This is a genomic window from Micromonospora peucetia, assembly GCF_900091625.1.
Lineage (GTDB): Bacteria > Actinomycetota > Actinomycetes > Mycobacteriales > Micromonosporaceae > Micromonospora > Micromonospora peucetia.
Genome location: NZ_FMIC01000002.1, coordinates 311,595 through 333,857 on the forward strand (window position 1 = coordinate 311,595; position 22,263 = coordinate 333,857).

The window sequence follows — 22,263 nt, forward strand, 5'->3', positions numbered from 1 at the left end:
AGAACAAAGGTCGAGCCATGTACGCACCCACCGACCGGACCACCGCCAGCCGCTCCCGGGACCGGATGAGCTACGACGAGGCCGCCGCACACGCGGTCCTCGACGAGGCGTACGACTGTGCGCTCGGGTTCACCGTCGACGGCGAGCCCCGGGTCCTACCCACCCTGCACGTCCGCGTCGACGACACCCTCTACCTGCACGGCTCCACCGGCAGCCGGCCACTGCTCGCCGCCCGGGGCGACGGGCTGCCGGTATGCGTCGCCGTCACCCTGCTCGACGGCCTCGTCTACGGCCGCTCGCAGTTCCACCACAGCGCCAACTACCGCTCCGTGGTCGTGCACGGCACCGCGCAACTGGTCACCGACGAGCGGGAGAAGGCCCGGGTGATGACCGCCCTGGTGGAGAAGGCCGCCCCGGGGCGCAGCACCGACAGCCGTCCCCCGTCACGCCGGGAGTTGGCCGAGACCGCCGTGCTGGCCCTGCCGCTGCGCGAAGTATCGGTCCGCGCCCGCACCGGCGGCGTACGCGAGGAGGAGACCGACCTCGCACTGCCGCACTGGGCCGGGGTGGTGCCGCTGCGGCTGACCGCCGGACTGCCCGAACCCGACGCCGGGGTGACCGCGCCGGTGCCGGCGTACCTGCACCCGGAGACCTCGCCGTGGCTCGACCCGGCGGTGCTGCGCGGCGAGCACGTGGGGCTGGAACCGCTCGACCTGTCCCACGCCGACGAGTTGCACCCGGCCACCGACGATCCCGAGGTCTGGCGGCACCTGGGCAGCCCGGCACCGGTCGACCGGGCCGAGATGCGTGCCGTGATCGGCGCGGCGCTGGCCGCGCACCACCGGGGCGAACGGGTGCCGTGGGTGCAGCGCTGCGCGGTGACCGGCGCCGTGGTCGGCACGACCTCCTTCTACGAGGTGGACCCGCAGCGCCGGACGGTGGCCATCGGCTACACCTTCCTCGGCCGGCCCTGGTGGCGTACCGGGATCAACACGGAGGCGAAGCTGCTGCTGCTCACCCGCGCCTTCGAGGAGTTGGACGCGGTGCGGGTGGTCTGGCACACCGACATCCGCAACGAGCGCTCCCAGCGGGCGATCGAGCGCCTCGGCGCGTCCCGCGAGGGGGTGCTGCGCAGGCACAGGCAGCGCCCGGACGGCTCGTGGCGGGACACCGTGCAGTACTCGATGACCGTCGATGAGTGGCCGAACGCACAGGCCACGCTCCGGGAAAGGCTTCGCCAGGCGGCGTCCGTGGCCTCATGATGGCGGGCGTGCTGGGCATCACCGACATCTGGACGTACGTGCTGGGCACCGTGGCGATCGTTCTGCTGCCCGGGCCCAACTCCCTCTTCGTGCTCTCCACCGCCGCGCAACGGGGCGTGGCGACCGGTTACCGGGCGGCCGGCGGGGTCTTCGTCGGCGACGGAGTGCTGATGGTCCTTTCCGCCGCCGGCGTGGCGTCACTGGTCCAGGCGTACCCGCCGCTCTTCCTCGTGATCAAGTACACCGGTGCCGCGTACCTCGGCTATGTGGGGTTGACGATGCTGCGCGGCGCGTGGCGGCGCTGGCGGACGCGCAACGACCCGGCCACCCCGCGGCTCATCGACGCCGCGGAGCCGGCGGCGATGCGCAGCCCGTTCCGCAAGGCGCTGGTGATCAGCCTGCTCAACCCGAAGGCGATCCTCTTCTTCGTCTCGTTCTTCATCCAGTTCGTGGACCCGGGCTACGCCTGGCCGGCGCTGTCCTTCCTGCTGCTCGGGCTGATCGCCCAGGTCACCAGCGTGCTCTACCTGACCGCGCTGATCTTCACGGGAACGTTCCTGGCGGCCCAGTTCCGCCGACGCCACCGCCTGGCCGCCGGCGCCACCACCGGCGTCGCCGCGCTCTTCCTCGGCTTCAGCCTCAAACTGGCCACCGCCACCGCCTGACCCCCACCCCCACCACCCTCACCACGCTCCGCCCTCGCGCTGCCGCGCCCCGCGCCCTCGCGCTGCCGCGCCCCCACGCTGCCGCGATCTTGCACTTCCTGCCCTTGTCATGGGCGGAAAGACCGATCTGTCGGGGCCCAAAGTGCAAGATCGGCGCGGCGGGGGCGGCGGGGGCGGGCGAGGGGCGCGGTGGGGGCGGCGAGGGCGCGGCGGGGGGTGGGTGGGGGGGCGGGTGGGTGGGGGTCAGGTGCCGTCGCCGCCGCCGGAGCCGCCGATGCCGGCTCCACCGGCGGTGCCGCCCAGTCCGAAGCCTGGTGGGACGGGCTGGTCCGGCGGGCGACTGACGTGCGCCGACTCGGAGATGGTCGCGGACCAGTCGGCGTGTGCGGCGGCTGCGGCATGCCGGTTGATCGCCGCGCGCAGCCAGGCGTCCACGGTCGCGACCCAGTCCCGCTGGTCGGCGCCCGCGTGCCAGACCCGGAACCGGCTGATGCTCTGGTGGGTGATCCCGGCCAGGGCCAGCCGCCGATCCATCCAGAGGATCACCTCCAGGCCGGCCGGGTCGGCCATGAAGATCAGCTCCAGCTCGGTGATCGGCCCGGCGTAGAGCGGCGCCACCCAGTAGCCCAACCGCTGGTGCAACGGCAGGGTCTGCGCCACCCCGGGTAGCCGCCCGTCGACCAGGCCGGCCTGGCGCATGCTGAAGCCGAGCGTGTCGAGGGCCGCCAGGACGTGCGCCTGGGTGGGCAGCGGATGCACGAAGACCGGCACCATCGCGCCCTGGTCGAGCCGGGGCTCGACCGCCACCTCCGTACGCAGTCCCATCCTCAGGCTGAGCAGGGGCACCCCGCCGAACACGGTCACCGGGGTCTCCCACGGCAGCGACAACTCGAACGGAATCGACCGGCCCCGACCGGCCCGCAGCACGAAACCGTCGGCCACCGTCGCCTGGTGGAACTGCACCAGGCGACGGGGCGCCTCCGGGTCGTCCGGCTCAGCCGTGGTGACCAGGCCGAGCCGGACGTGCAGGACTGGTACGTCGGTGGAGCCGGCGATGACGGTGACCCGCCCCGGCAGCCGCAGCCCTGGGCGGGTGCTCGGGTTGGCCAGGGCCGTCCGCACCGACAGGCCGGTCCAGCCGGACTCGGGTGACACCCCCGTCAACCGCACGGCACTCCCCCGTCCACCACCGGGCCGACCCTGCCCAACCCCTCGCGGATCCCGCCTCAACAGGGCCCGCGGCGATCGCACAGACCACGCCCCCGGCGGGCCCGCGACGATCGTCACGGACCCGCCTCGACGGACCGCCCCACTCGTCACGGACCCGCCTGGCGGACGCCTCAATCGTCGCGGACCCGCCTGGCGGACCGCCTCAATCGTCGCGGACCCGCCTCGACGGAACCGCCCCAATCGTCGCGGACTCCGCGCGTGGCCACCCCGACTTCGACGAAGAGCGACCACCCCTCCGCTCTAATCTCATCTCATGCGTCGTCCGCGCGGCACCGGGTCCGTCTCGTCGTCGAACTCGCCGATGACCTCCTCCAGCAGGTCCTCCAGCGCGACGAACCCCACCGGCCTGGTCGGCCCGGCGCCGTTGCGCACCAGCGCGAGCTGGGACTGCCGGGCCCGCATCGCCGCCACCGCCTCGGTCACCGAGGCCGACGCCGGCAGGGTGAAGGCACTGGTCATCAGGTCACCCGCCGTGAGCGGGCGCCCCGTGGTGGTGGCCCGGACCGCCTCCCGGACGTGAACCAGGCCGCAGACGTCGTCGTTGGCATCCAGCACCGCCAGGCGCGACCGGCCGCTGTCGCGGCTGACCTGCTCGATCCGGTCGGCCCCCTCGTCGCGGCGCACCGTCACCATCTGGTCGAACGGCTCCATCACCTGCGCAACCGTGGTGCCCTGCAACTCCAGCATGCTGGTCAGCAACCGGTGCTGCTCCACGCCGAGCAGCCCGTGCTCGCGGGACTGCTCCAGCAGCATGCGCAGCTCGTCGGGGCCGTGCACCTGGGCGAGCTGGTCCTGCGGGTTGACCTTGACCAGCCGCAACATCGCGTTGGCCATGGCGTTCATCACCGACAGCACCGGCCGGGCGACCCGCGCGAAGGCACGGAACGGCAGGGCCAGCAGCACCGCCGAACGCTCCGGGTCGGTGATCGCCCAGGATTTCGGCGCCATCTCGCCGACCACCAGGTGCAGGAAGGTGACGACGCTGAGCGCGAAGATCAGCGCGATCACGTGACTCGCGGCGTCCGGCAGCCCGACCGCGTGCAGCAGCGGGCTCAGCAGGTGCTCGATCGCCGGTTCGGCGAGCGCGCCGAGACCCAGCGTGCAGAGGGTGATGCCGAGCTGGGCGCCGGCGAGCATCAGCGACAGCTCGCGTACGCCCTCCAACGCGGCCTTGGCGGCCCGCCCGCCACCGGCGGCGGCGTGCTCCAGTCGGTAACGCTTGCTGGCCACCAGGGCGAACTCGGCGGCCACGAAGAAGCCGTTCAACGCCAGCAGGATCACCGACGTGAAGAGCGCGACGCCGGGGCTCATGCGGACACCTCCCCGGGCTCGGCGATCCGCAGCCGCACGGAATCGGCCACGTGCCGGTCGACGGCCAGCACCTCGACCAGGGCGCGCGGCTCGGCCGCGCCGCCCTCGCCGTCGGCCGGCAGGCTGATCTCCAGCCGGTCACCGACCTCGGGCACCCGCCCCAGCTCCCGCATGACCAGGCCGGAGAGCGTGTCGTACTCCGGGGCCTCGGGCAGCGCGATGCCGGTGCTGTCGGCGACCTCGTCGATACGCCAGCGGGCCGGCACCACCCAGGAGCCGTCCTCCTGCCGGGCCGGGGCCCGCTCCGGCGGGTCGTCCTCGTCCCGGATCGGGCCGACGAGTTCCTCGGCGATGTCCTCCAGCGTGATCACGCCGGCGAAGCCGCCGTACTCGTCGACCACGCAGGCCAGCTGCCGGTGACCGGAGCGCAGCCGGTCCAGCACCGTAGGCAGCGGCAGCGTCTCCGGCACCAGCAACGGTGGCCCGGCGACCGCACTGACCGGGGTGGTCGCGCGCTGCTCCGGGGGTACGCCGAGCACGTCGGCGATGCCGACGACGCCGACCAGGTCGTCGACGCCCTCGGTGCCACGCACCGGGAAGCGGGACTTGCCCGTGTCCAACAGCTCGACGACCCGGCTGAGCGGCTCGTGCGCCCGTACGGTGTGCACGTCGACACGGGGCACCATGGCCTCACCCGCGGTCAGCCCGCGGAAGTCGAGCCCTCGGTCGAGCAGCGTGGACATCTCGGCGGTCAGGTGCCCCTCCTGGCGGGACTCGGCGATGATCTGTTCCAGGTCCTGCGGAGTGGCGCCGCTGGGCAACTCCTCGATCGGCTCGATGCCGATACGGCGTAGCAGCCGGACCGCGGCGCGGTCGAAGAGTTTGATCAGTGGACCGGCGATCCTGAGGTAGATCAGGGTGGAGCGGCTCAGGGCCTTCGCGAGTTGCTCGGGCCGGGCGATGGCGAGGTTCTTCGGGGCGAGCTCGCCGAGCACCATCTGCACCACGGTGGCGAGGGTCAGGGCGAGGACGAGTGAGAGCGGCAGGCTGACCGCCGTGGAGACGCCGGCCACCCCGAGCAGCTCGGCCAGCCCCGCGCCGAGGAACGGCTCGGCGACGTAACCGACCAGCAGGGCGGTGACGGTGATGCCGAGCTGGGCGCCGGACAGCATGAACGACAGCCGTCCGGTCACCTCCAACGCCCGGGCGGCCGACTGGTCACCGTCGTCGGCGAGCTGCTTGAGCCGCCCCCGGTCGACGGCGACGTAGCCGAACTCCTGGGCCACGAAGTAACCGGTGGCGACGGTGAGCACGATGATGAGTAGAAGACCAACGACGATCAACACGGGTCGCTCAGGGCTCCCGGGGACGTCGGGGTCGGGATACGCCGGGCAGGACCCGGCTGGCTACTGCTGCCCTCCTGGGCAGAAGAGTCGATCATGTGGCCCATTTTATCGGGCGCGGCTGGATGTCCGCTGAGGGTAGCGCCGAAGGCCCCGACGTCCGGTTCGCCGGGTGAAAGCAAGGTTTCCTTCCTTTCACCCCAGCCCGCACGAGTCACCCAGCCCGCACGGGGCGCGGGGGCGCGGCGGTCAGCGGTCGGCGAGTTCGTCGGCGTCGAGCAGGGCCGGGTCGACCCGGCCGGTGCGGTAGGCGGCTCGGCCGATCATCTGTGCCGCCACCGGGGCGGTGGCCAGCTGGAAGATCCCGACCAGCGCCACCATGCCCAGGTCGGCCGGGGTACGCAGCCGCAGGGCCAGGCCGAGCAGCAGGAGCAGCACCCCGAGCACCTGCGGCTTGGTCGCGGCGTGCATCCGGTCCAGGGTGCCCGGGAAGCGCAGCACCCCGATCCCCGCGGCGAGGCTCAGCAGGGCGCCGACCACCAGGCAGCCGCCGCCCAACCAGTCGGCCAGCGTGCCCCACATCAGGCCTCCCCGTCCTCGCGGACGGCGAAGCGGACCAGCGACACCGAACCGACGAAGCCGAGCATGGAGAGCGCCACCAGTACCGGCAGGGTGGTGGCGTGGCGGTTCACCGCGGCCTCCGCACCGACGGCGCCCACCATGGTGGCGAGCAGCATGTCGGCGGCGACCACCCGGTCGATCAGCGACGGCCCCCGGTAGAGCCGGATCAGGGCCAGCAGCGCGGTCACCGAGAACAGGGTGGTGAGGGTGACGGCGAGGAACGTGGTCACGGGTCAGGGTCCCCTCTCGACGGGATCGGCGCTCACCTGGCGGACCTCGGCGGCGGAGCCGACCGCGCGGACGAGCCGTCGTTCGACGGCGAGGATCCGCTGCCGGCTGCCGATCAGGTCCTGTGGGCCGTGGGTGTCGAACACGTGCACGTACAGGACGCCGGCATGCCGGTCCACCTCGACGATCAGCGTGCCCGGCACCAGCGAGATCGCCTCGGCGGTGAGCGCCAGGTTCAGGTCGGTGCGCACCCGCAGCCGCAGCGCGATGATCGCCCCCCGGGGCCGGTAGCCGGGCTGCACCGCGACCCGGGCGACGTGCGCGCTGGCACTGACCAGTTCGCTGACGAAGCGCACCGCGAAGACGAGCAACGGTCCGGGGCGCAGTCGGCCGCCGAACCTGACCGGCGGCAGCGGGAAGAACAGCAGCACGGCGCCGGCCACCAGCATCCCGCCCGCGAGGTTGCCCCAGGAGAAGTCTCCCCAGAACAGGCTCCAGACCAGCACCAGCCAGCCGAAAGCGATCAGCCGGTCCCGCCGCCGCCCGCGCGGCGGCCCCCCGGCGCCCCGGCTCACGGGGCACCGGCCGGCAGCACGGAACGGATGTACGGGGTGCGCTCGCGCAGGTCGGCCGCCGCGTCCGCGGTGACGTCGAACAGCGGCCCGGCGACGACGGTCAGCGCCAGCCCGAGCCCGACCAGTGCGATCGTCGCGCCGACCATCAGCCCGGGCAGGCGGACGACGGGTGCGGCGGTGGCCAGTTGGGGGGCACGCCAGAAGGCGATGTTCCACACCCGGGAGGCCACGTAGAGGGTGAGCAGGCTCGTCACCGTTCCCGCCGCGACCAGCACGCCGGGCAGCGGCTCGCCGGCCGCGACGCCGGCCTGGAGCAGGCCGAGCTTGCCGAGGAAGCCGGAGAAGGGCGGTACACCGGCGAGGTTCATGGCCGGGACGAAGAAGAGGACGCCGAGCAGCGGGGCCGCCCGGGCCAGCCCGCCGATGCGGCGCAGGTCGGTGCTGCCGGCCCGCTCCTCGACCAGCCCGGCGACCAGGAACAGGGTGGTCTGGATGGTGATGTGGTGCACCACGTAGAAGATCGCGCCGGAGAGCCCGGCAACGGTACTCAGCCCCACTCCGAAGATCATGTAGCCGATGTGGCTGACCAGGGTGAACGAGAAGAGCCGCTTCATGTCCGACTGGGCCACCGCGCCGAGGATGCCGACCACCATGGTCAGCCCGGCCACCACCATCAGCAGCCCGGAGAGGTGGCCGCCGGGGAAGAGCAGCGTCTCGGTGCGGATGATCGCGTACACGCCGACCTTGGTGAGCAGGCCGGCGAAGACCGCCGTGACGGGGGCCGGCGCCGTCGGGTAGCTGTCCGGCAGCCAGGCCGAGAGCGGGAAGACCGCCGCTTTGATCCCGAAGGCGAGCAGCAGCATCAGTTGGAGCATCAGCCGTACGCCGTCAGGCAGTGCGTCCAGCCGGTGCGCCAACTGGGCCATGTTCAGGGTGCCGGTCGCCGCGTACACCAGGCCCACCGAGGCGAGGAAGATCATCGAGGAGAGGATGCTGACCACGACGTACGTCGAGCCGGTGCGGATCCGGGTCTCGGTGCCGCCGAGGGTGATCAGCACGAAGCTCGCGGCCAGCAGGATCTCGAAACCGACGAAGAGGTTGAACAGGTCGCCGGCGAGGAACGCGTTGGTCACGCCGGCGGTCAGCACCAGGTAGGTGGGGTGGTAGATGGTCACCGGGACGGTCTCGCCGAAGTCCCCCTGCCCCTGGCCGACGGAGTAGAGCAGCACGCACAGGGTCACCGCCGAGGAGACCACCACCATCAGCGCGGCGAGCTGGTCGGCGACCAGCACGATGCCCACGGGCGCCGGCCACCCGCCGACCTGGACCACTACCGGTCCGTGCCGGTACGCCTGCACCAGCAGCACCACCGCCACCGCCAGCGTGACGGTCAGGCAGGTCACGCTGACGACCCGTTGCAGCCCCGGCCACCTGGCCAGCAGCAGGGTCAGCGCCGCGCCCAGCAGCGGCACCACCACGGGCAACGGCACGAGCTGGCTCATCGGGCACCCCGCCGGACGTACCCTGGCCGCGACGTGAGGGACGCTTTCAGGAAGTGACCCGCGTACCCGCTCATCCGGGGCCGTCCCCGCGTCGGAGCCGGCGCGGCGGCTCGGGGTCGACCTGCTCGGGGTCGGCATCCGGGCCCTCGCCGCCGAGGTCGGCGGCGGCCAGCTCGTTGCGCTCGGCCGCCTGCCTGACCTCCCGGTCCTCGATGTCGTCGGGGACCTCGTCGTCGCCGGTGAGGTACCAGCTGCGGTAGCTCACCGCCAGCAGGAACGCGGTCAGCCCGAAGGTGATCACGATCGCGGTGAGGATCATGGCCTGCGGCAGCGCGTCGCTCAACGTGCCGGCTGGCGCCGTGCCGACCAGTGGGGCGGCCCCCGCGCGCCCGCCCAGCAGGATGAGGACGTTGACCCCGTTGCCGAACAGGATGACGCCGAGCAGGATCCGGCTCAGGCTGCGTTCCAGCAGGAGGGTGACCCCGCAGCCGACCAGCACCCCGGCGGCGACGACCAGCACCAGGGTGGGTCCCGCGACGCCTGTACTCATGTCCGCCCGCCCTCCCGGTCGACCCGCAGCCCGCCCCCGGACTCGCCGGCCGCCTCGATGTGCCGGTCCACCTCGGCGCCGAGGCTGCGCAGGATGTCCAGCACCAGCCCGACCACGACCAGGTAGACGCCGACATCGAAGAAGAGGGATGTGACCAGGTAGAACTTGCCGATCAGCGGCAGCCACAGGTCGATCCGGGCGCTCTCGAGCACCGTCTCGCCCGCGAGCAGGGCGACGGCCCCGGTGCCGATCGAGACGAACAGGCCGGCGCCGAGCACCGTGCCGGCACCGACCGGGGCGGCATCGGCCAGCTCGTAGCGGCCGCCGGCCAGGTAGCGCACGGCCAACGCCAGGCTCGCCACCAGGCCGCCGGCGAAGCCGCCGCCCGGCGCGTTGTGGCCGGAGAAGAGCAGGTACAGCGAGAAGACCACCACCGTGTGGAAGACCAGCCGGGTCACCACCTCCAGCACGATCGAGCGCTGCCGCTCGTGCAGGGTCGCCCCGCCCCGCAGCCAGACCCGGTGTCCCGGCCGTTGCACCCGGCTCAACGGCTGCGGGCGGCGGGGCCGAGGGCCGGTCCTGGACTGCTGGAAGACCAGGCTGGCCACGCCGGTCGCGGCCACCACCAGCACCGACAGCTCGCCCAGCGTGTCCCAGGCCCGGATGTCGACCAGGGTCACGTTGACCACGTTGCGGCCGTACCCGTGGGCGACGGCCAGGTCCGGGAACGCGTCGGAGATGGTGGGCGCCTGCCGGGCCGAGGCGGCGGTCAGGGCCAGTCCGCCGACCACCACGCCGACGACCACCCCGATCGTGCGGCGTATCCAGCGCCGGTGCTTGGGGCGGGCCGAGAACCGCTCCGGCAGTCGGCGCAGCACCAGCACGAACACCGCGATGGTGGCGGTCTCGACGAGGAACTGGGTCAGCGCCAGGTCCGGCGCGCCGTAGACCACGAAGAGCATCGCGGTGCCGTAGCCGGTCATGCCCACCAGCAGCATCGCCGTCAGCCGCCGGCGGGCGCCCACCGCGAGCACCGCCGCGACGGCGACCACCGCCACCACCACGACCTGCAACGGGCTGTCCCAGAGGGCGACCCGGTCCCGCCACGGACGGGTCGCCAGCATCGCCCCACCGGGCACCACGGTGAGCACGAGCAGGATGATGCCGAGGTACTGCGGCAACGAGCCCCGCTGGGTGGCGCCGGTGACCTCGATGGCCAGCCGGTCGAAGCGGCGGGTGAGCCACTCGTATCCCTGGTTGCCGCCGACCGGGACGTGCAGCCGGGCCAGCACCGGCGCGAGCGGGCCGCGCAGCGCGTACAGCGCCGCGCCGCCGGCGACGGCGAGCGCGGAGAGGCCGAGCGCGGGGCTGAGGCCGTGCCACAGCGCCAGGTCCTTGCCGACGACGCCGAACAGCTCGGCGTACGGGCGGAGCAGTCCGTCGAGGATCCCGGCGGCCGGGCCGGCGGCCAGCCCGACGGCGGCCAGCAGGGCCGGCGGGGCGAGCATCGACGCGGGGATCCGCCCGAGGACGGTCGGCTCCACGCCCGGCCGGGTGGCGAACGCACCCCAGACGAACCGGGCACTGTAGGCGACGGTGAGCATGGTGCCGGCCACCAGCACGGCGAGGACGACAGGCTGGTCGGTGAAGGCGGCCAGCACGGCTTCCTTGGCGACGAAGCCGACCAGCGGCGGCAGTCCGGCCATCGACGCGGCGGCGAGCACCGCCACGGTGACGAGCAGCGGGGAAGCGCGCCCCAACCCGGACAGTTCCCGCAGGTCGCGGGTGCCGGCGCCGTGGTCGATGATGCCGACGACGAGGAAGAGCGGCGCCTTGAACAGCGCATGGGCCAGCAGCATCGCGACGCCGGCCAGCGCCGTGTCCGGGGTGCCCGCCCCGACCGCCACCGCGAGCAGGCCGAGTTGGCTGACCGTGCCGTACGCCAGTAGCAGCTTCAGGTCGGTCTGCCGCAGCGCCGCCCAGCCCCCGGCCAGCATGGTGGCCAGGCCGGCGACCACCACCACCGGCCGCCACGGGCCGACGCTCGCCAGCACCGGGGCGAGCAGCCCGATCAGGTAGATGCCCGCCTTCACCATCGCGGCGGCGTGCAGGTACGCGCTCACCGGCGTGGGCGCCGCCATCGCCACCGGCAGCCAGGAGCTGAACGGCAGCACCGCCGACTTGGACAGCGCCCCGGCGAGGATCAGCCCGACCGCCGTGACCAGGTACGCCCCGCCCGGCAGTTGGCCGGCCGTGATCTCCGACCACCGGTAGCTGCCGGCGTGCGCGCCGAGCATGATGAACCCGACCAGCATCGCCAGCCCGCCGAGCGTGGTCACGATCAGCGCCTGCGCCGCCGCCCACCGGCTGGAGCGCCGCTCGGTGCTGTGCCCGATCAGCAGGTACGAGAAGATCGTGGTGAGTTCCCAGCACACGTAGAGCAGCAGCAGGTCGTCGGCGAGGACCAGGCCGAGCATCGCCCCGGCGAAGGCCACCAGCACGGCCGCGAAGCGGGCCACGCCGGCGGACTCCCGGCCGAAGTAGTGGGCGCTGTAGACCAGGACCAGCGCGCCGACGCCGCCGACGAGCAGGGTCATCAGCCAGGACAGGGTGGTCAGCCGCAGCGCCAGGTCGAGGCCGAGTTCCCGGATCCACGGGTACGTCTCGACCACCGCGCCACCGTCGCGGACGGCGGGTGTGCGGGCCAGCGCCCACCCGAACGCGGCCGCCGGCGCCAGCGCCAGCGGGTAGCAGGCGCGCGAGCCCCACCATCGGACGAGCAGCGGCGCGAGCAGGGCCGCCACGAGGTGGAGGATCAGCAGTACGAGCACCCGCGCTCCCGGTCGAGGTGGCTGCGGCGCACGCCGGAGGTGGGACGGCACCTAGCTGCGATCTCACGCCAGTTCGTCGCCCGGCGGGCTATTTTGCGCGAATTCGTCCCAGTTACCCGCCACGGGAGCAGTCGGCGGGGGCGGAAGTCGCCTGCGGCTCGTCAGCCGACGGTGATGTCGATGGTGGGGGTGACTGGCTCGCGGGTCGGGCGCTCGCGGCGGGGCTCCACCAGCAGGTCGGGACGGCCGAGCTGGATCACGACCTTGTTGACCACCCGCTGGGCGGCGGCGAGGGAGCGCACCGGAAGCAGTCGGCCCCGGCTCTCCCGACGCAGCACGAAGTAGTGCACCGCGGCGCGGACCTGACCCCGGTCGGCCGCGCTGGCCTGCGCGGTGGAGACGACCAGCTCCCGCAGCGCGGCGGCGAGCCGCTCGGCCAGCTCCAGCTCCGGGCCGGACAGCCCGGCACGGACGGCGGCGAGGTGGCTGTCGACCTTGCGGATGAGCACGTCGGTGCCGGGCTCGAAACTCCGCCGCTCGACTGTCAATCCGATCCCCTCCACCCCGGCCGTCGCCCGGAGTGAAGTTACTTTATGTTGTGGGTCACAAGCAAGCAGTTAAGTGAGACTTAACGGATTCAAAGCCGCGAACAGCGCGTATGAGTTGGATCGAGACAGTCCGCTCCCGCCGAGGGCCTGGACGTCACACCACCGAGGCAGGATGGATGGCGTGACGGATGCGATGGCGGGTTTCGGTGCGGCCACCCGGGAATGGTTCGGCGCCGCCTTCGCCGCGCCCACCGCCGCCCAGGCCGGCGCCTGGAGCTCCGTCGCGGCCGGGCACAACGCGCTGGTGGTGGCGCCCACCGGCTCGGGCAAGACGCTGGCCGCGTTCCTCTGGTCGCTCGACCGGCTGGCTCGCGAGCCCGCCCCGGCCGACCCCCGGCACCGGTGCCGGGTGCTCTACGTCAGCCCGCTCAAGGCGCTCGCGGTCGACGTCGAGCGCAACCTGCGCACCCCCCTCACGGGCATCCGGCAGGCCGCCAACCGGCTCGGCATCGCCCCACCGGAGATCACCGTGGGGATGCGCACCGGCGACACCCCCGCCGACGAGCGACGGGCCTTCGCCCGCACCCCGCCGGACATCCTCATCACCACCCCCGAGTCACTGTTCCTGCTGCTCACCTCCGCCGCCCGCGACTCCCTGCGCGGCGTCGAGACGGTGATCATCGACGAGGTGCACGCGGTCGCCGGCACCAAACGCGGGGCTCACCTCGCGCTCTCCCTGGAACGCCTCGACGAGCTGCTGCCCGCCCCGGCGCAGCGGATCGGTCTCTCCGCAACCGTCCGGCCGGTCGACGCGTGCGCCCGCTTCCTCGGCGGCGCCCACCCTGTCGACGTGGTCGCGCCCCCGACCGCCAAGACGATCGAGGTGAGCGTCCAGGTTCCCGTCGAGGACATGACCCGCCTCGACGAGCAGGAGTCACCGGGGGACGACCTCGGCGGTCCCGGCCCACGCCGGGCGTCCATCTGGCCGGCCGTGGAGGAACGCGTCTTCTCCCTGGTCAGGGCACACCGCTCGACCATCGTCTTCACCAACTCCCGGCGTTCCGCCGAGCGCCTCTGCGCCCGGCTGAACGAGCTGGCAGCCGGGGAGCTGGGGTCCGCGTCCGCCACGGGCGGCGCGCGACCCGGCGCGGACGCGTGGGATCGGGAGGAGTTGGAGCCCGCGTCCGCCACTGGCGGCACGCGACCCGACACTGACGCGTGGGCTGGGCCGGTCGGGCCGGCGCGGCAGCCCGCCGAAATGATGGCGCAGGCCGGCGCGGTGGCCGGCGCGGCTCCGGTGGTCGCCCGCGCCCACCACGGCAGCGTCTCCCGGGAGGAACGCAAGCACATCGAGGAGGCCCTCAAGTCCGGCCAACTGCCCGCCGTGGTGGCAACCTCCAGCCTGGAGCTGGGCATCGACATGGGCGCCGTCGACCTGGTGGTGCAGATCGAGGCGCCGCCCAGCGTGGCCGCCGGGCTGCAACGGGTGGGCCGGGCCGGGCACCAGGTCGGCGCGGTCTCCCGTGGGGTGGTCTTCCCCAAGCACCGGGGCGACCTGCTCTCGTGCACCGTGGTGGCCGAACGGATGGTCGACGGCGCCATCGAGGAGCTGCACCATCCGCGCAACCCACTCGACGTGCTGGCCCAGCAGATCGTCGCCATGGTGGCGCTGGAGCCGTGGCGCGTCGGTGACCTGGCCGTGCTGGTCCGCCGGGCGGCGCCCTTCGCCGAGCTGCCCGACTCGGCGCTGCACGCCGTGCTCGACATGCTCTCCGGCCGCTACCCGTCCACCGCGTTCGCCGAGCTGCGGCCCCGGCTGGTCTGGGACCGCGCCACCGACACGCTCACCGGTCGGCCCGGCGCGCAGCGGCTCGCGGTGACCAGCGGCGGCACGATCCCCGACCGGGGTCTCTTCGGCGTCTTCCTGGCCGGGGCCGAGCGGGCCGCCCGGGTCGGCGAGCTGGACGAGGAGATGGTCTACGAGTCGCGGGTCGGCGACGTCTTCCTGCTCGGCTCGTCGTCCTGGCGGATCGAGGAGATCACCCCCGACCGAGTGCTGGTCTCGCCGGCTCCGGGGCAGGCGGCGAAGATGCCGTTCTGGAAGGGCGACCAGCTCGGCCGGCCCGTCGAGCTGGGCCGGGCCATCGGCGCCCGGGTGCGCGCGCTGCTGCGGCAGGACGACGCGACGGCGGTCGCCGCGCTGCGGGCCGGCGGGCTGGACGACTGGGCCGCCGGCAACCTGATGGCCTACCTGCGCGAGCAGCGCGCCGCCACCCGGTCCCTGCCCGACGACCGCACGGTCGTGGTGGAACGGTTCCGCGACGAGCTGGGCGACTGGCGACTGGCCGTACACAGCGTGCTCGGTGCCCGGGTCAACGGGCCGTGGGCGCTGGCCATCGGCCGCCGGCTCGCCGAGCGCTACGGCGTGGACGCCCAGGTGATGCCGTCCGACGACGGCATCGTGGTCCGCCTGCCGGACACGGCGGACGAGCCACCCGGCGCCGACGTGGTGGTCTTCGAGCCGGAGGAGATCGCCCAGCTCGTCGAGGAGTCGGTCGGCACGTCCGCGCTCTTCGCGTCCCGGTTCCGGGAGTGCGCCGCCCGGGCGCTGCTGCTGCCCCGGCGCGACCCGCGCCGCCGCCAGCCGCTGTGGCAGCAGCGGCAACGCGCCGCCCAACTGCTCGACGTCGCCCGCGAGTACGCCGACTTCCCGGTCACCCTGGAGGCCGCCCGGGAGTGCCTCCAGGACGTCTTCGACCAGCCCGCGCTGGCCGAGCTGATGCGCGACCTGGCCGCCCGCAAGGTGCGCCTGGTCGAGGTGGAGACCGCCCAGCCGTCGCCGTTCGCCCGGTCGCTGCTCTTCGGCTACGTCGGGGCCTTCCTCTACGAGGGCGACGCCCCGCTGGCCGAGCGCCGGGCCGCCGCGTTGGCACTGGACTCGACCCTGCTCGGCGAGCTGCTCGGCCGGGTCGACCTTCGGGAGCTGCTCGACCCCGTGGTGCTGGCCGAGACCGGGCGGCAGTTGCGCTGGCTGACCGAACAGCGCCGCCCGCGCGACGCGGAGGACGTGGTCGAGCTGCTCCGCGTGCTCGGCGACCTCTCCGAGGCGGAGCTGGCCGAGCGGGGTGCCTCCCCCGGGTGGCTGACCGAGCTGGCGGCGGCCCGCCGGGTGCTGCGGGTGCGCGTCGCCGGCGAGGAGCGCTGGGTGGGCGTCGAGGACGCGGCCCGGCTGCGCGACGCCCTCGGCGTGGCCCTGCCGGTCGGGGTGGCCGAGGCCTACCTCGCCCCGGTGGCCGATCCGCTCGGCGACCTGGTCGCCCGCTACGCGCGTACGCACGGGCCGTTCGCCGCCGCCACCTGCGCGGCCCGCTTCGGGTTGGGCGTCTTCGTGGTGGAGCAGGTGCTGCGCCGGCTCGCCGCCACCGGGCGGGTGGTGGCCGGTGAGTTCACCCCCGACACGGCCGGCAGTCAGTGGTGCGACGCGGAGGTACTGCGGCTGTTGCGCCGCCGGTCCCTGGCCGCGCTGCGCCGGGAGATCGAGCCGGTGCCGCCCCGCGCGCTGGCCGCATTCCTGCCCCGGTGGCAGCAGGTGGGTTCGTCCGGGCGGGGGGTGGAGGCGCTGGCCGCCGTCGTGGAGCAGTTGCAGGGGGCGGCAGTGCCGGCGTCGGCGCTGGAACGGCTGGTGCTGCCCGGCCGGGTCGCCGACTATGCCCCCGCCCAACTCGACGAGCTCTGCGCGAGCGGCGAGGTGCTCTGGGCCGGCTCCGGGGCGATCTCCGGCGGGGACGGCTGGGTCACCCTCGCGTACGCGGACGTCGCGCCGCTGCTGCTTCCCCCGCCCGACGAGGCGCTCACCCGTACCCCGCTGCACGACGCGGTCCTGGACGCGCTCGGCGACGGGCAGGCCCTGTTCTTCCGGTCGCTGTCCGACCGGGTCGGCTCGACCGACGACGCCGCACTGACCGCCGCCGTCTGGGACCTGGTGTGGGCCGGTCACCTCACCAACGACACCCTGGCACCGTTGCGCGCGGCACTCGGCGGCGGTGGGGCGCACCGGTCCCGTCCCACCGCGTCCCGCACCCGCTACCGGCGTCCCGGGCGGGTGGCCCTGCCGACGCGCGGCGGCCCGCCGACCGTCGCCGGCCGCTGGTCCCGCCTGCCGGAACGCGACACCGACCCGACCCGCCGCGCCGCGGCCCTGGCCGACGTGCTGCTCGAACGACACGGGGTGGTGACCCGGGGCGCGGTGCTGGCCGAACAGGTGGCCGGCGGCTTCGCCGCGGTCTACCCGGTGCTCTCCGCGCTGGAGGAGCGCGGCACGGCCCGGCGGGGCTACTTCGTCGAGGGCCTGGGCGCGGCGCAGTTCGCGGTGCCGGGTGCGGTGGACCGGATCCGGGCGCTGGCCGAGCCGACCGACGGCGGGCGGGGGCGCGGCGGGCCCACCCTGGTGCTCGCCGCGACGGATCCGGCCAACCCGTACGGTGCGGCGCTGCCCTGGCCGGAGCGGGTGGTCGACTCGGGCGACGGGGCTGCCTCGGTGACCGGGCACCGGGCGGGACGCAAGGCCGGCGCCGTGGTGGCGCTGGTCGCCGGCGACCTGGTGCTCTACGTCGAACGCGGCGGGCGGACGATCCTCTCCTTCACCGATGACGCCGACCTGCTGGCGGCGGCCGGAAAGGCACTCGCCGACGCGGTCCACTCCGGTGCGTTGGGCGCGATGTCGGTGGAGCGGGCCGACGGCGAGGCGGTGCGCTCCTCGCCGCTGGGCGACGCCCTCACCGCCGCCGGGTTCCGCGCCACCCCACGTGGCCTGCGCCTGCGCGGCTGACCCCACACCGACACGTCCGGCGGGGGCACGGGGGTGGCGCCGCTGCGGCAGGGCCCACCCCCAGCGGTGGCGGGCGGTGGGTGGAAATCTCAACCGACCGACCGACCGACCGACCGACCGGACCAGCCGGACCGGTCAGAGCACTCGGGAGGCCGGGGTCGGCGGTCCCACACACGGGGCAGCTCGACAGCGTCTCCGGACACGTCCCGCCCGGCGGGCACCACGTGGTCACCAGCCGGGTCGGACGATCAGCGCAGGCCCGTAAGGACCTTCTCGTACCTGGCGCGGTCGGCGGCTGGGGTCTTCGCCTCCAGGTAGTTGAGCACCACCGTGCCCCGCCGGAACGACTGGCCGCCCCAGGTCTCGGCGATGTCGCCGGCGCTGGTCTCGTCCGGGAAGACGTACACGGTGACGGCGTCGGTCGCGACCAGCTCGGAGCAGCCCAGGCCGAGCCCGTCCGGCCCGCATTCGACCGACCGGTCCCGGGGGTTGGGCACCTTCAGTCCGGCAGCCTTGAACGCGTCCACGACCTGCCGCGCGCCCGGTGTGCCGGTCGGCCGGACCGGCAGCTTCACCGGCGGCGGGGCGGCGGGACGACGCTCGGTCGGCCCTCCGGTGCTCGGGCCGACCGGGCCTGCCCTGGTCGGCGAGCCGCTCGGCGGGGCGGCCGGTGTCGCCGCTCCTCCGGGCGCGCCGGTCGGACCCGACGAAGGTACGTCGGCCGGGGTCGACGCCGAGGCGGCCGGGGGCGCGGCGCGCGGCGGGTCCTCCGCGTCGTCCCCACAGGCGGCGGTGAGGGCGGCGGCGATCACGAGCACCGCGACGGCGGGCAGGCTCCGTTTGGTCACCCCTGGCAGTCTGCCCAACCGGATCCCGTCCCGGCAGTGGCCGGTCGGTCAGTGCAGTTGTCCCATTTCCGCCAGCCCGCCCCCGGTCGACCGGGCCGCACGGGCCACCCGGCACGGCACGCCCGGCACGGTGACCGGTAAGGCCCCGGGATACCCGGCGGCGGTACTATCCCGACCCGGTCGACGAGGGGAGCCGACGATGACCGGGGCGAACGGAATGACCGGGGTGGCGGTCCGGCCGGTGCGGGCCGGGGACCGCGCGGCGGTCGACGCGCTGCACGAACGCGAGTGGGGCGGGCCGTACGTCGTCGCCCACAACACCCGCCACGACCTGCGTACGCTGCCCACGCTGGTGGCGACCGACGGCGCCGGCGCGGTCGTCGGGGCGCTCGTCCACCGCGACGACGCCGACGGGCTGGAGGTGGTCAGCGTGGTGGCCGCGGTGTCCGGCGGCGGCGTCGGCACGGCGCTGCTGGCGGCGGCCAAGCAGGTGGCCCGGGCCGGGGGTCGGGACCGGCTCTGGCTCGTCACCACCAACGACAACCTGCGGGCGCTGCGGTTCTACCAGCGGCGCGGGCTGCGGCTGGCACGCGTGGACCAGGGCGCGGTGGACCGGGCCCGCCGGCTCAAGCCGAGCATCCCGGCGGTCGGCGACGACGGCATCCCGCTGCACGACGAGTTGGTCCTGGAGCTGCGCCTCGCCGCCGACGGACGGTTCCCCGTCGGCCGCCCGGTCCACGGTGAGCAGGTCGCCACCGGCCGGCCCGACACCGCGTGGATCTCGTTGACCACCGACTACGGTCTCGCCGACGGCTTCGTCGCCGCCTGCCACGGGGTGATCGCGCGGTTGGCGCCGGAGGCCCGGGTCATCGACGTGACCCATCTCGTCCCGCCGGCCGACGTACGCCGGGGCGCGGCGGTGCTCGCGCAGACCGTGCCGCACCTGCCGGCGGGGGTGCACGTGGCCGTCGTCGACCCGGGCGTCGGCACGACCCGCCGGGGCATCGCGCTGGCCACACCGCGCGGGCTGCTGGTGGGCCCGGACAACGGCCTGTTGGTCGATGCCGCCGAGGTGCTGGGCGGGGTGACCGCGGCTGTCGAGCTGACCGACCCGGACCAGTTCGCGCCCGAGGTGTCCCGCACGTTCCACGGCCGGGACGTCTTCGCGCCGGTCGCCGCCCGGCTGGCGCTCGGCGCACCGTTGGCCGGGGTCGGCCCGGCCGTCGACCCGCAGTCTCTCGTCCGGCTGCCGGCGCCGGTGCTCCGGCGGGAGGCGGACGGGTTCACGGCCGAGGTGCTGACCGTCGACCACTTCGGCAACGTGCAGCTGGCCGCGCCGGACGACCTGCTGGCGCCGCTGCCGGCGCGGGTCCGGGTACGGGCGGGCGCCGGGTCCGGGCCCGGCCGGGAGGCCGTGCACGGGCGTACCTTCGGCGACGCCCCACCGGGCGGGCTGGTGGTGCACGGCGACTCGGCCGGCCGGGTCGCCGTGGCGGTCAACGGCGGCCGGGCGGTGGACCTGCTGGCGGTGACGCCCGGTGACCTGCTGCGGGTCGCAGCCGGCTGACCGCCCGCCGAGGCTGGACTGGACCGGCCGGCCCGGCGGGCGTACCCGTCAGGGGTCAGCAGAGCGGCACCGTGCCGCCGTAGACCGCCGAGACGTACGCGTGACTGACGTACTGGCCGCTGGCGAGGCGGTTCCACCGGTTGGTGGTCCGGTACGGGCCGGCGACGGTCTGCCCCGTCACGTAGCACTGGATCGGCACGTTGGCGTACCGGGCGGCCAGGCCGCGCACCGCGTACCCCGTGCCGGCGCCGGCGCGGATGTTCAGCGGGCCGTCGCCGACCACGCCGCGCGGGCCGCTGCCGGTCCACAGGTACGCCACGTCCACCCAGGCGTTGGTGGTCAGCTGCAACCCGTCCCAGAAGGTGCCGTCGGCGAGGTCGACACCGGCCGGGTTCAACACCACCCGGCCGAACTGGTCCCGCCCGCCGTGGTAGCCGTTCTGGTAGGCGGCCTGCGCCTGCGGCCGGCCCTGCGGTAGGTCCTTCCAGTTCTCCCGGACGGCGCCGAGGTTCCAGTAGTCGTCCCGGGTGTTCCACGGGCCGACGTCCCAGACCGGGGCGTACTCGCAGCGGCTGCCGGTGGTGGTGCAGACCCGGACGGTGTAGTCGCCGGTGTTCGCCGGGGCCAGGCCGCGCCGCGACGGCAGCGCGACGAAGTGGTCCCGGGCCACGATGGTGTGCCCGTTGGCGGTCACCTCGCCGACCAACCCGATCCGGGTCGCGTACACCCGGTAGGTGAGGCCGGGCGTGGCAGCCGAGGCGGCGGCGACGGTATCGGCGGTGAGCCACATGGCGCGCACCTCGGCGGTGGCGCCGGACCGGCTCCCGGTGAGCACCACCCGGGCCTGCACGCGGGTGACCGGCCGGTCGAAGACGGCCCCGCCGGTGGCCTCGCGCCACTCGGTCCAGCCCGCCGCCCGCCAGCCCCGCACCTGGGCCTCGACGGTGGTGCTGGTGGCGGTGCGGGCGTCGACGGCGGCGCGGACCCGGGTGGCGGGCCGGGCCAGGGTGCGCGGCGCCGCGAGGAAGATTCCCTCGGCGACCGCGCTGCGGGGCGCGCGGGCCGGCGCGGGGCGGGGGTCGGCCAGGCGGAGCCCGGCGCGGGTGTGCCGGACGTTGACGTCGTCGGCGTCGACGCGGGAGAGATCGGTGGCCCACCGCTCGCCACCGGCGGCGGCGAGCGCGGGGCTCGGCGAGGGCAGGAGCGCGAGAGCGAGGATGACGGTCAGGGCGGCGGTACGAGCACGACGTCGGGGCAGAATCATGGGCATTCTCCTCAGAACTCCCCGATGATGCCCTTGTCAGTAGATCGACAGGAACCTCCATACAAATAGCGACACATGCGAATTCGGCTCGGACGGGAGAGGATGGACGGGTGCCCGAAGGCGACACCGTCTGGAACACCGCCCGCGTGCTGCACCGCGCCCTGGCCGGCACCCGGCTGACCGGCAGCGACTTCCGGGTGCCGCAGCTCGCCACCACCGACCTCGCCGGCTGGACCGTGCGGGAGTCGGCCAGCCGGGGCAAGCACCTGCTGCTACGCCTCACCGCCCCGACAGACGACACGGCCCCGCCCGCCGACGCGGCCCGCCCGGACGAAGCGACACGGACGGGCGGCGGGGCGCGCTGGACGTTGCACTCGCACCTGCGGATGGACGGCGCCTGGCGGGCGTACGCGCCGGGCGAACGATGGACGGCCCGGCCGGCACACCTGATCCGGGTCGTGCTGCACGGCGACCGGGCCGTCGCCGTCGGCTACCACCTGCACGAGCTGACGCTGGTGCCGACCACCGAGGAGGAGTCGCTCGTCGGGCACCTCGGCCCCGACCTGCTCGGCGCGGACTGGGACCCGGCCGAGGCGGTACGCCGGCTGGCCGCCCACCCGGACGCCACCATCTCCGAGGCGCTGCTGGACCAACGCAACCTGGCCGGCGTCGGCAACCTGTACCGGTGCGAGGTGCTCTTCCTGCGCGGCGTCTCGCCGTGGACGCCGGTGCGCGCGGTGCCGGACCTCGGCGGCGCCGTGGCCCTGGCGCAGCGGCTGCTCGCGGCGAACCGGGGCCGCTGGACGCAGAGCACCACGGGGTCGCTGCGCCGGGGGCAGACCAGCTACGTCTACGGCCGGCGCGCCCAGCCGTGCCGCCGGTGCGGCACCGCCATCCGCAAGGAGGAACTGGGCGAGCGGGTCACCTACTGGTGTCCGGTCTGCCAACCCGAACGCCAAGCGGACTGACCCGGCCGGGCTGGCACCGCCCGCGGCCCGGCGCAGGCACGTCACCACCGACTGACGCGGCAGGCCGACGTGGCGTCGCGGCGCGGCGGGCAGGGCATCCCCCGGCCGGCGTGTCGGGCAGG

The 22,263-nt window shown here is 74.4% G+C and carries 17 protein-coding genes and 1 pseudogene; 6 read left to right on the forward strand and 12 right to left on the reverse strand.

The features are described 5' to 3' along the window. The first annotated feature begins 17 nt into the window (after positions 1-17). Positions 18-1,262: a bifunctional pyridoxamine 5'-phosphate oxidase family protein/GNAT family N-acetyltransferase gene (locus GA0070608_RS01955; RefSeq protein ID WP_091620552.1), complete on the forward strand. Its 1,245-nt coding sequence runs from the start codon at positions 18-20 to the stop codon at positions 1,260-1,262. After that, positions 1,259-1,927, forward strand: coding sequence for a leucine efflux protein LeuE (leuE, locus tag GA0070608_RS01960; RefSeq protein WP_091620556.1), 669 nt, complete (start codon positions 1,259-1,261; stop codon positions 1,925-1,927). The genes GA0070608_RS01955 and leuE overlap by 4 nt, the downstream gene beginning before the upstream one ends. A gap of 243 nt (positions 1,928-2,170) precedes the next feature. Here leuE and GA0070608_RS01965 read toward each other — a convergent pair whose 3' ends face one another. The 10 genes from GA0070608_RS01965 to GA0070608_RS02010 all read right to left on the reverse strand — a co-directional run bounded on the left by GA0070608_RS01965 (position 2,171) and on the right by GA0070608_RS02010 (position 12,666). Beyond that, positions 2,171-3,097: a sporulation protein gene (locus GA0070608_RS01965; RefSeq protein WP_091620559.1), complete on the reverse strand. Its 927-nt coding sequence runs from the start codon at positions 3,095-3,097 to the stop codon at positions 2,171-2,173. Between the two features lie 306 nt (positions 3,098-3,403). After that, on the reverse strand, positions 3,404-4,468 hold the full coding sequence (locus GA0070608_RS01970; RefSeq protein ID WP_091620562.1) for a hemolysin family protein: 1,065 nt from the start codon (positions 4,466-4,468) through the stop codon (positions 3,404-3,406). Next, entirely contained in the window at positions 4,465-5,814 is a 1,350-nt protein-coding gene (locus GA0070608_RS01975; RefSeq protein WP_091620565.1) for a hemolysin family protein, read from the reverse strand. The genes GA0070608_RS01970 and GA0070608_RS01975 overlap by 4 nt, the downstream gene beginning before the upstream one ends. Positions 5,815-6,060: 246 nt before the next feature. After that, positions 6,061-6,393, reverse strand: a complete 333-nt coding sequence (gene mnhG / locus GA0070608_RS01980; protein WP_091620569.1) for a monovalent cation/H(+) antiporter subunit G — start codon at positions 6,391-6,393, stop codon at positions 6,061-6,063. Further along, positions 6,393-6,662: an MrpF/PhaF family protein gene (locus GA0070608_RS01985; protein ID WP_091620573.1), complete on the reverse strand. Its 270-nt coding sequence runs from the start codon at positions 6,660-6,662 to the stop codon at positions 6,393-6,395. The genes mnhG and GA0070608_RS01985 overlap by 1 nt, the downstream gene beginning before the upstream one ends. A gap of 3 nt (positions 6,663-6,665) precedes the next feature. Further along, the gene (locus tag GA0070608_RS01990) at positions 6,666-7,235 is read right to left on the reverse strand and encodes a Na+/H+ antiporter subunit E (RefSeq protein WP_091620577.1); all 570 of its coding nucleotides are present in this window, start codon (positions 7,233-7,235) and stop codon (positions 6,666-6,668) included. Then, positions 7,232-8,737, reverse strand: a complete 1,506-nt coding sequence (locus tag GA0070608_RS01995; RefSeq protein ID WP_091620584.1) for a Na+/H+ antiporter subunit D — start codon at positions 8,735-8,737, stop codon at positions 7,232-7,234. The genes GA0070608_RS01990 and GA0070608_RS01995 overlap by 4 nt, the downstream gene beginning before the upstream one ends. A gap of 70 nt (positions 8,738-8,807) precedes the next feature. Then, complete coding sequence (locus tag GA0070608_RS02000) at positions 8,808-9,287, reverse strand: Na(+)/H(+) antiporter subunit C (protein WP_091620588.1); 480 nt, start codon at positions 9,285-9,287, stop codon at positions 8,808-8,810. Continuing rightward, a complete protein-coding gene (locus GA0070608_RS02005) occupies positions 9,284-12,118 on the reverse strand; it encodes a Na+/H+ antiporter subunit A (protein ID WP_091620592.1) in 2,835 nt (944 codons plus the stop codon). Before GA0070608_RS02005 ends, GA0070608_RS02000 begins: the two co-directional genes overlap by 4 nt. Positions 12,119-12,279: 161 nt before the next feature. Beyond that, a complete protein-coding gene (locus tag GA0070608_RS02010) occupies positions 12,280-12,666 on the reverse strand; it encodes a hypothetical protein (RefSeq protein WP_176733612.1) in 387 nt (128 codons plus the stop codon). 172 nt (positions 12,667-12,838) lie between these two features. On the opposite strand from GA0070608_RS02010, the gene GA0070608_RS02015 reads away from it, so the two are divergent. Next, complete coding sequence (locus tag GA0070608_RS02015) at positions 12,839-17,494, forward strand: ATP-dependent helicase (protein WP_091620599.1); 4,656 nt, start codon at positions 12,839-12,841, stop codon at positions 17,492-17,494. Between the two features lie 248 nt (positions 17,495-17,742). On the opposite strand, the gene GA0070608_RS02020 is transcribed toward GA0070608_RS02015, so the two are convergent. Further along, the gene (locus tag GA0070608_RS02020; protein WP_091620604.1) at positions 17,743-18,342 is read right to left on the reverse strand and encodes a hypothetical protein; all 600 of its coding nucleotides are present in this window, start codon (positions 18,340-18,342) and stop codon (positions 17,743-17,745) included. A gap of 217 nt (positions 18,343-18,559) precedes the next feature. Between GA0070608_RS02020 and GA0070608_RS33215 the strand changes: the two are divergent. Together GA0070608_RS33215 and GA0070608_RS33220 are read left to right on the forward strand one after the other, a co-directional pair. After that, positions 18,560-18,907: pseudogene (locus tag GA0070608_RS33215) on the forward strand (GNAT family N-acetyltransferase); the annotation flags it as partial. 213 nt (positions 18,908-19,120) lie between these two features. Beyond that, on the forward strand, positions 19,121-19,909 hold the full coding sequence (locus GA0070608_RS33220; protein WP_245716060.1) for an SAM hydrolase/SAM-dependent halogenase family protein: 789 nt from the start codon (positions 19,121-19,123) through the stop codon (positions 19,907-19,909). 55 nt (positions 19,910-19,964) lie between these two features. Here GA0070608_RS33220 and GA0070608_RS02030 read toward each other — a convergent pair whose 3' ends face one another. Then, positions 19,965-21,173: a hypothetical protein gene (locus GA0070608_RS02030; RefSeq protein ID WP_091620611.1), complete on the reverse strand. Its 1,209-nt coding sequence runs from the start codon at positions 21,171-21,173 to the stop codon at positions 19,965-19,967. Between the two features lie 110 nt (positions 21,174-21,283). On the opposite strand from GA0070608_RS02030, the gene GA0070608_RS02035 reads away from it, so the two are divergent. After that, positions 21,284-22,141 (forward strand): zinc finger domain-containing protein, encoded by an 858-nt coding sequence (locus GA0070608_RS02035; RefSeq protein WP_091620615.1) that lies wholly within the window; start codon positions 21,284-21,286, stop codon positions 22,139-22,141. Positions 22,142-22,263: the final 122 nt, after the last annotated feature.

What these genes read in the sequence shown, in the direction of transcription:
- GA0070608_RS01995 (WP_091620584.1), bottom strand. Translation starts at nt 8,737, where the DNA reads ATGAGCCAGCTCGTGCCGTTGCCCGTGGTGGTGCCGCTGCTGGGCGCG.
- mnhG (WP_091620569.1), bottom strand. Translation starts at nt 6,393, where the DNA reads ATGTGGGGCACGCTGGCCGACTGGTTGGGCGGCGGCTGCCTGGTGGTC.
- GA0070608_RS02000 (WP_091620588.1), bottom strand. Translation starts at nt 9,287, where the DNA reads ATGAGTACAGGCGTCGCGGGACCCACCCTGGTGCTGGTCGTCGCCGCC.
- leuE (WP_091620556.1), top strand. Translation starts at nt 1,259, where the DNA reads ATGATGGCGGGCGTGCTGGGCATCACCGACATCTGGACGTACGTGCTG.
- GA0070608_RS02015 (WP_091620599.1), top strand. Translation starts at nt 12,839, where the DNA reads ATGGATGGCGTGACGGATGCGATGGCGGGTTTCGGTGCGGCCACCCGG.
- GA0070608_RS01955 (WP_091620552.1), top strand. Translation starts at nt 18, where the DNA reads ATGTACGCACCCACCGACCGGACCACCGCCAGCCGCTCCCGGGACCGG.
- GA0070608_RS01970 (WP_091620562.1), bottom strand. Translation starts at nt 4,468, where the DNA reads ATGAGCCCCGGCGTCGCGCTCTTCACGTCGGTGATCCTGCTGGCGTTG.
- GA0070608_RS02030 (WP_091620611.1), bottom strand. Translation starts at nt 21,173, where the DNA reads ATGATTCTGCCCCGACGTCGTGCTCGTACCGCCGCCCTGACCGTCATC.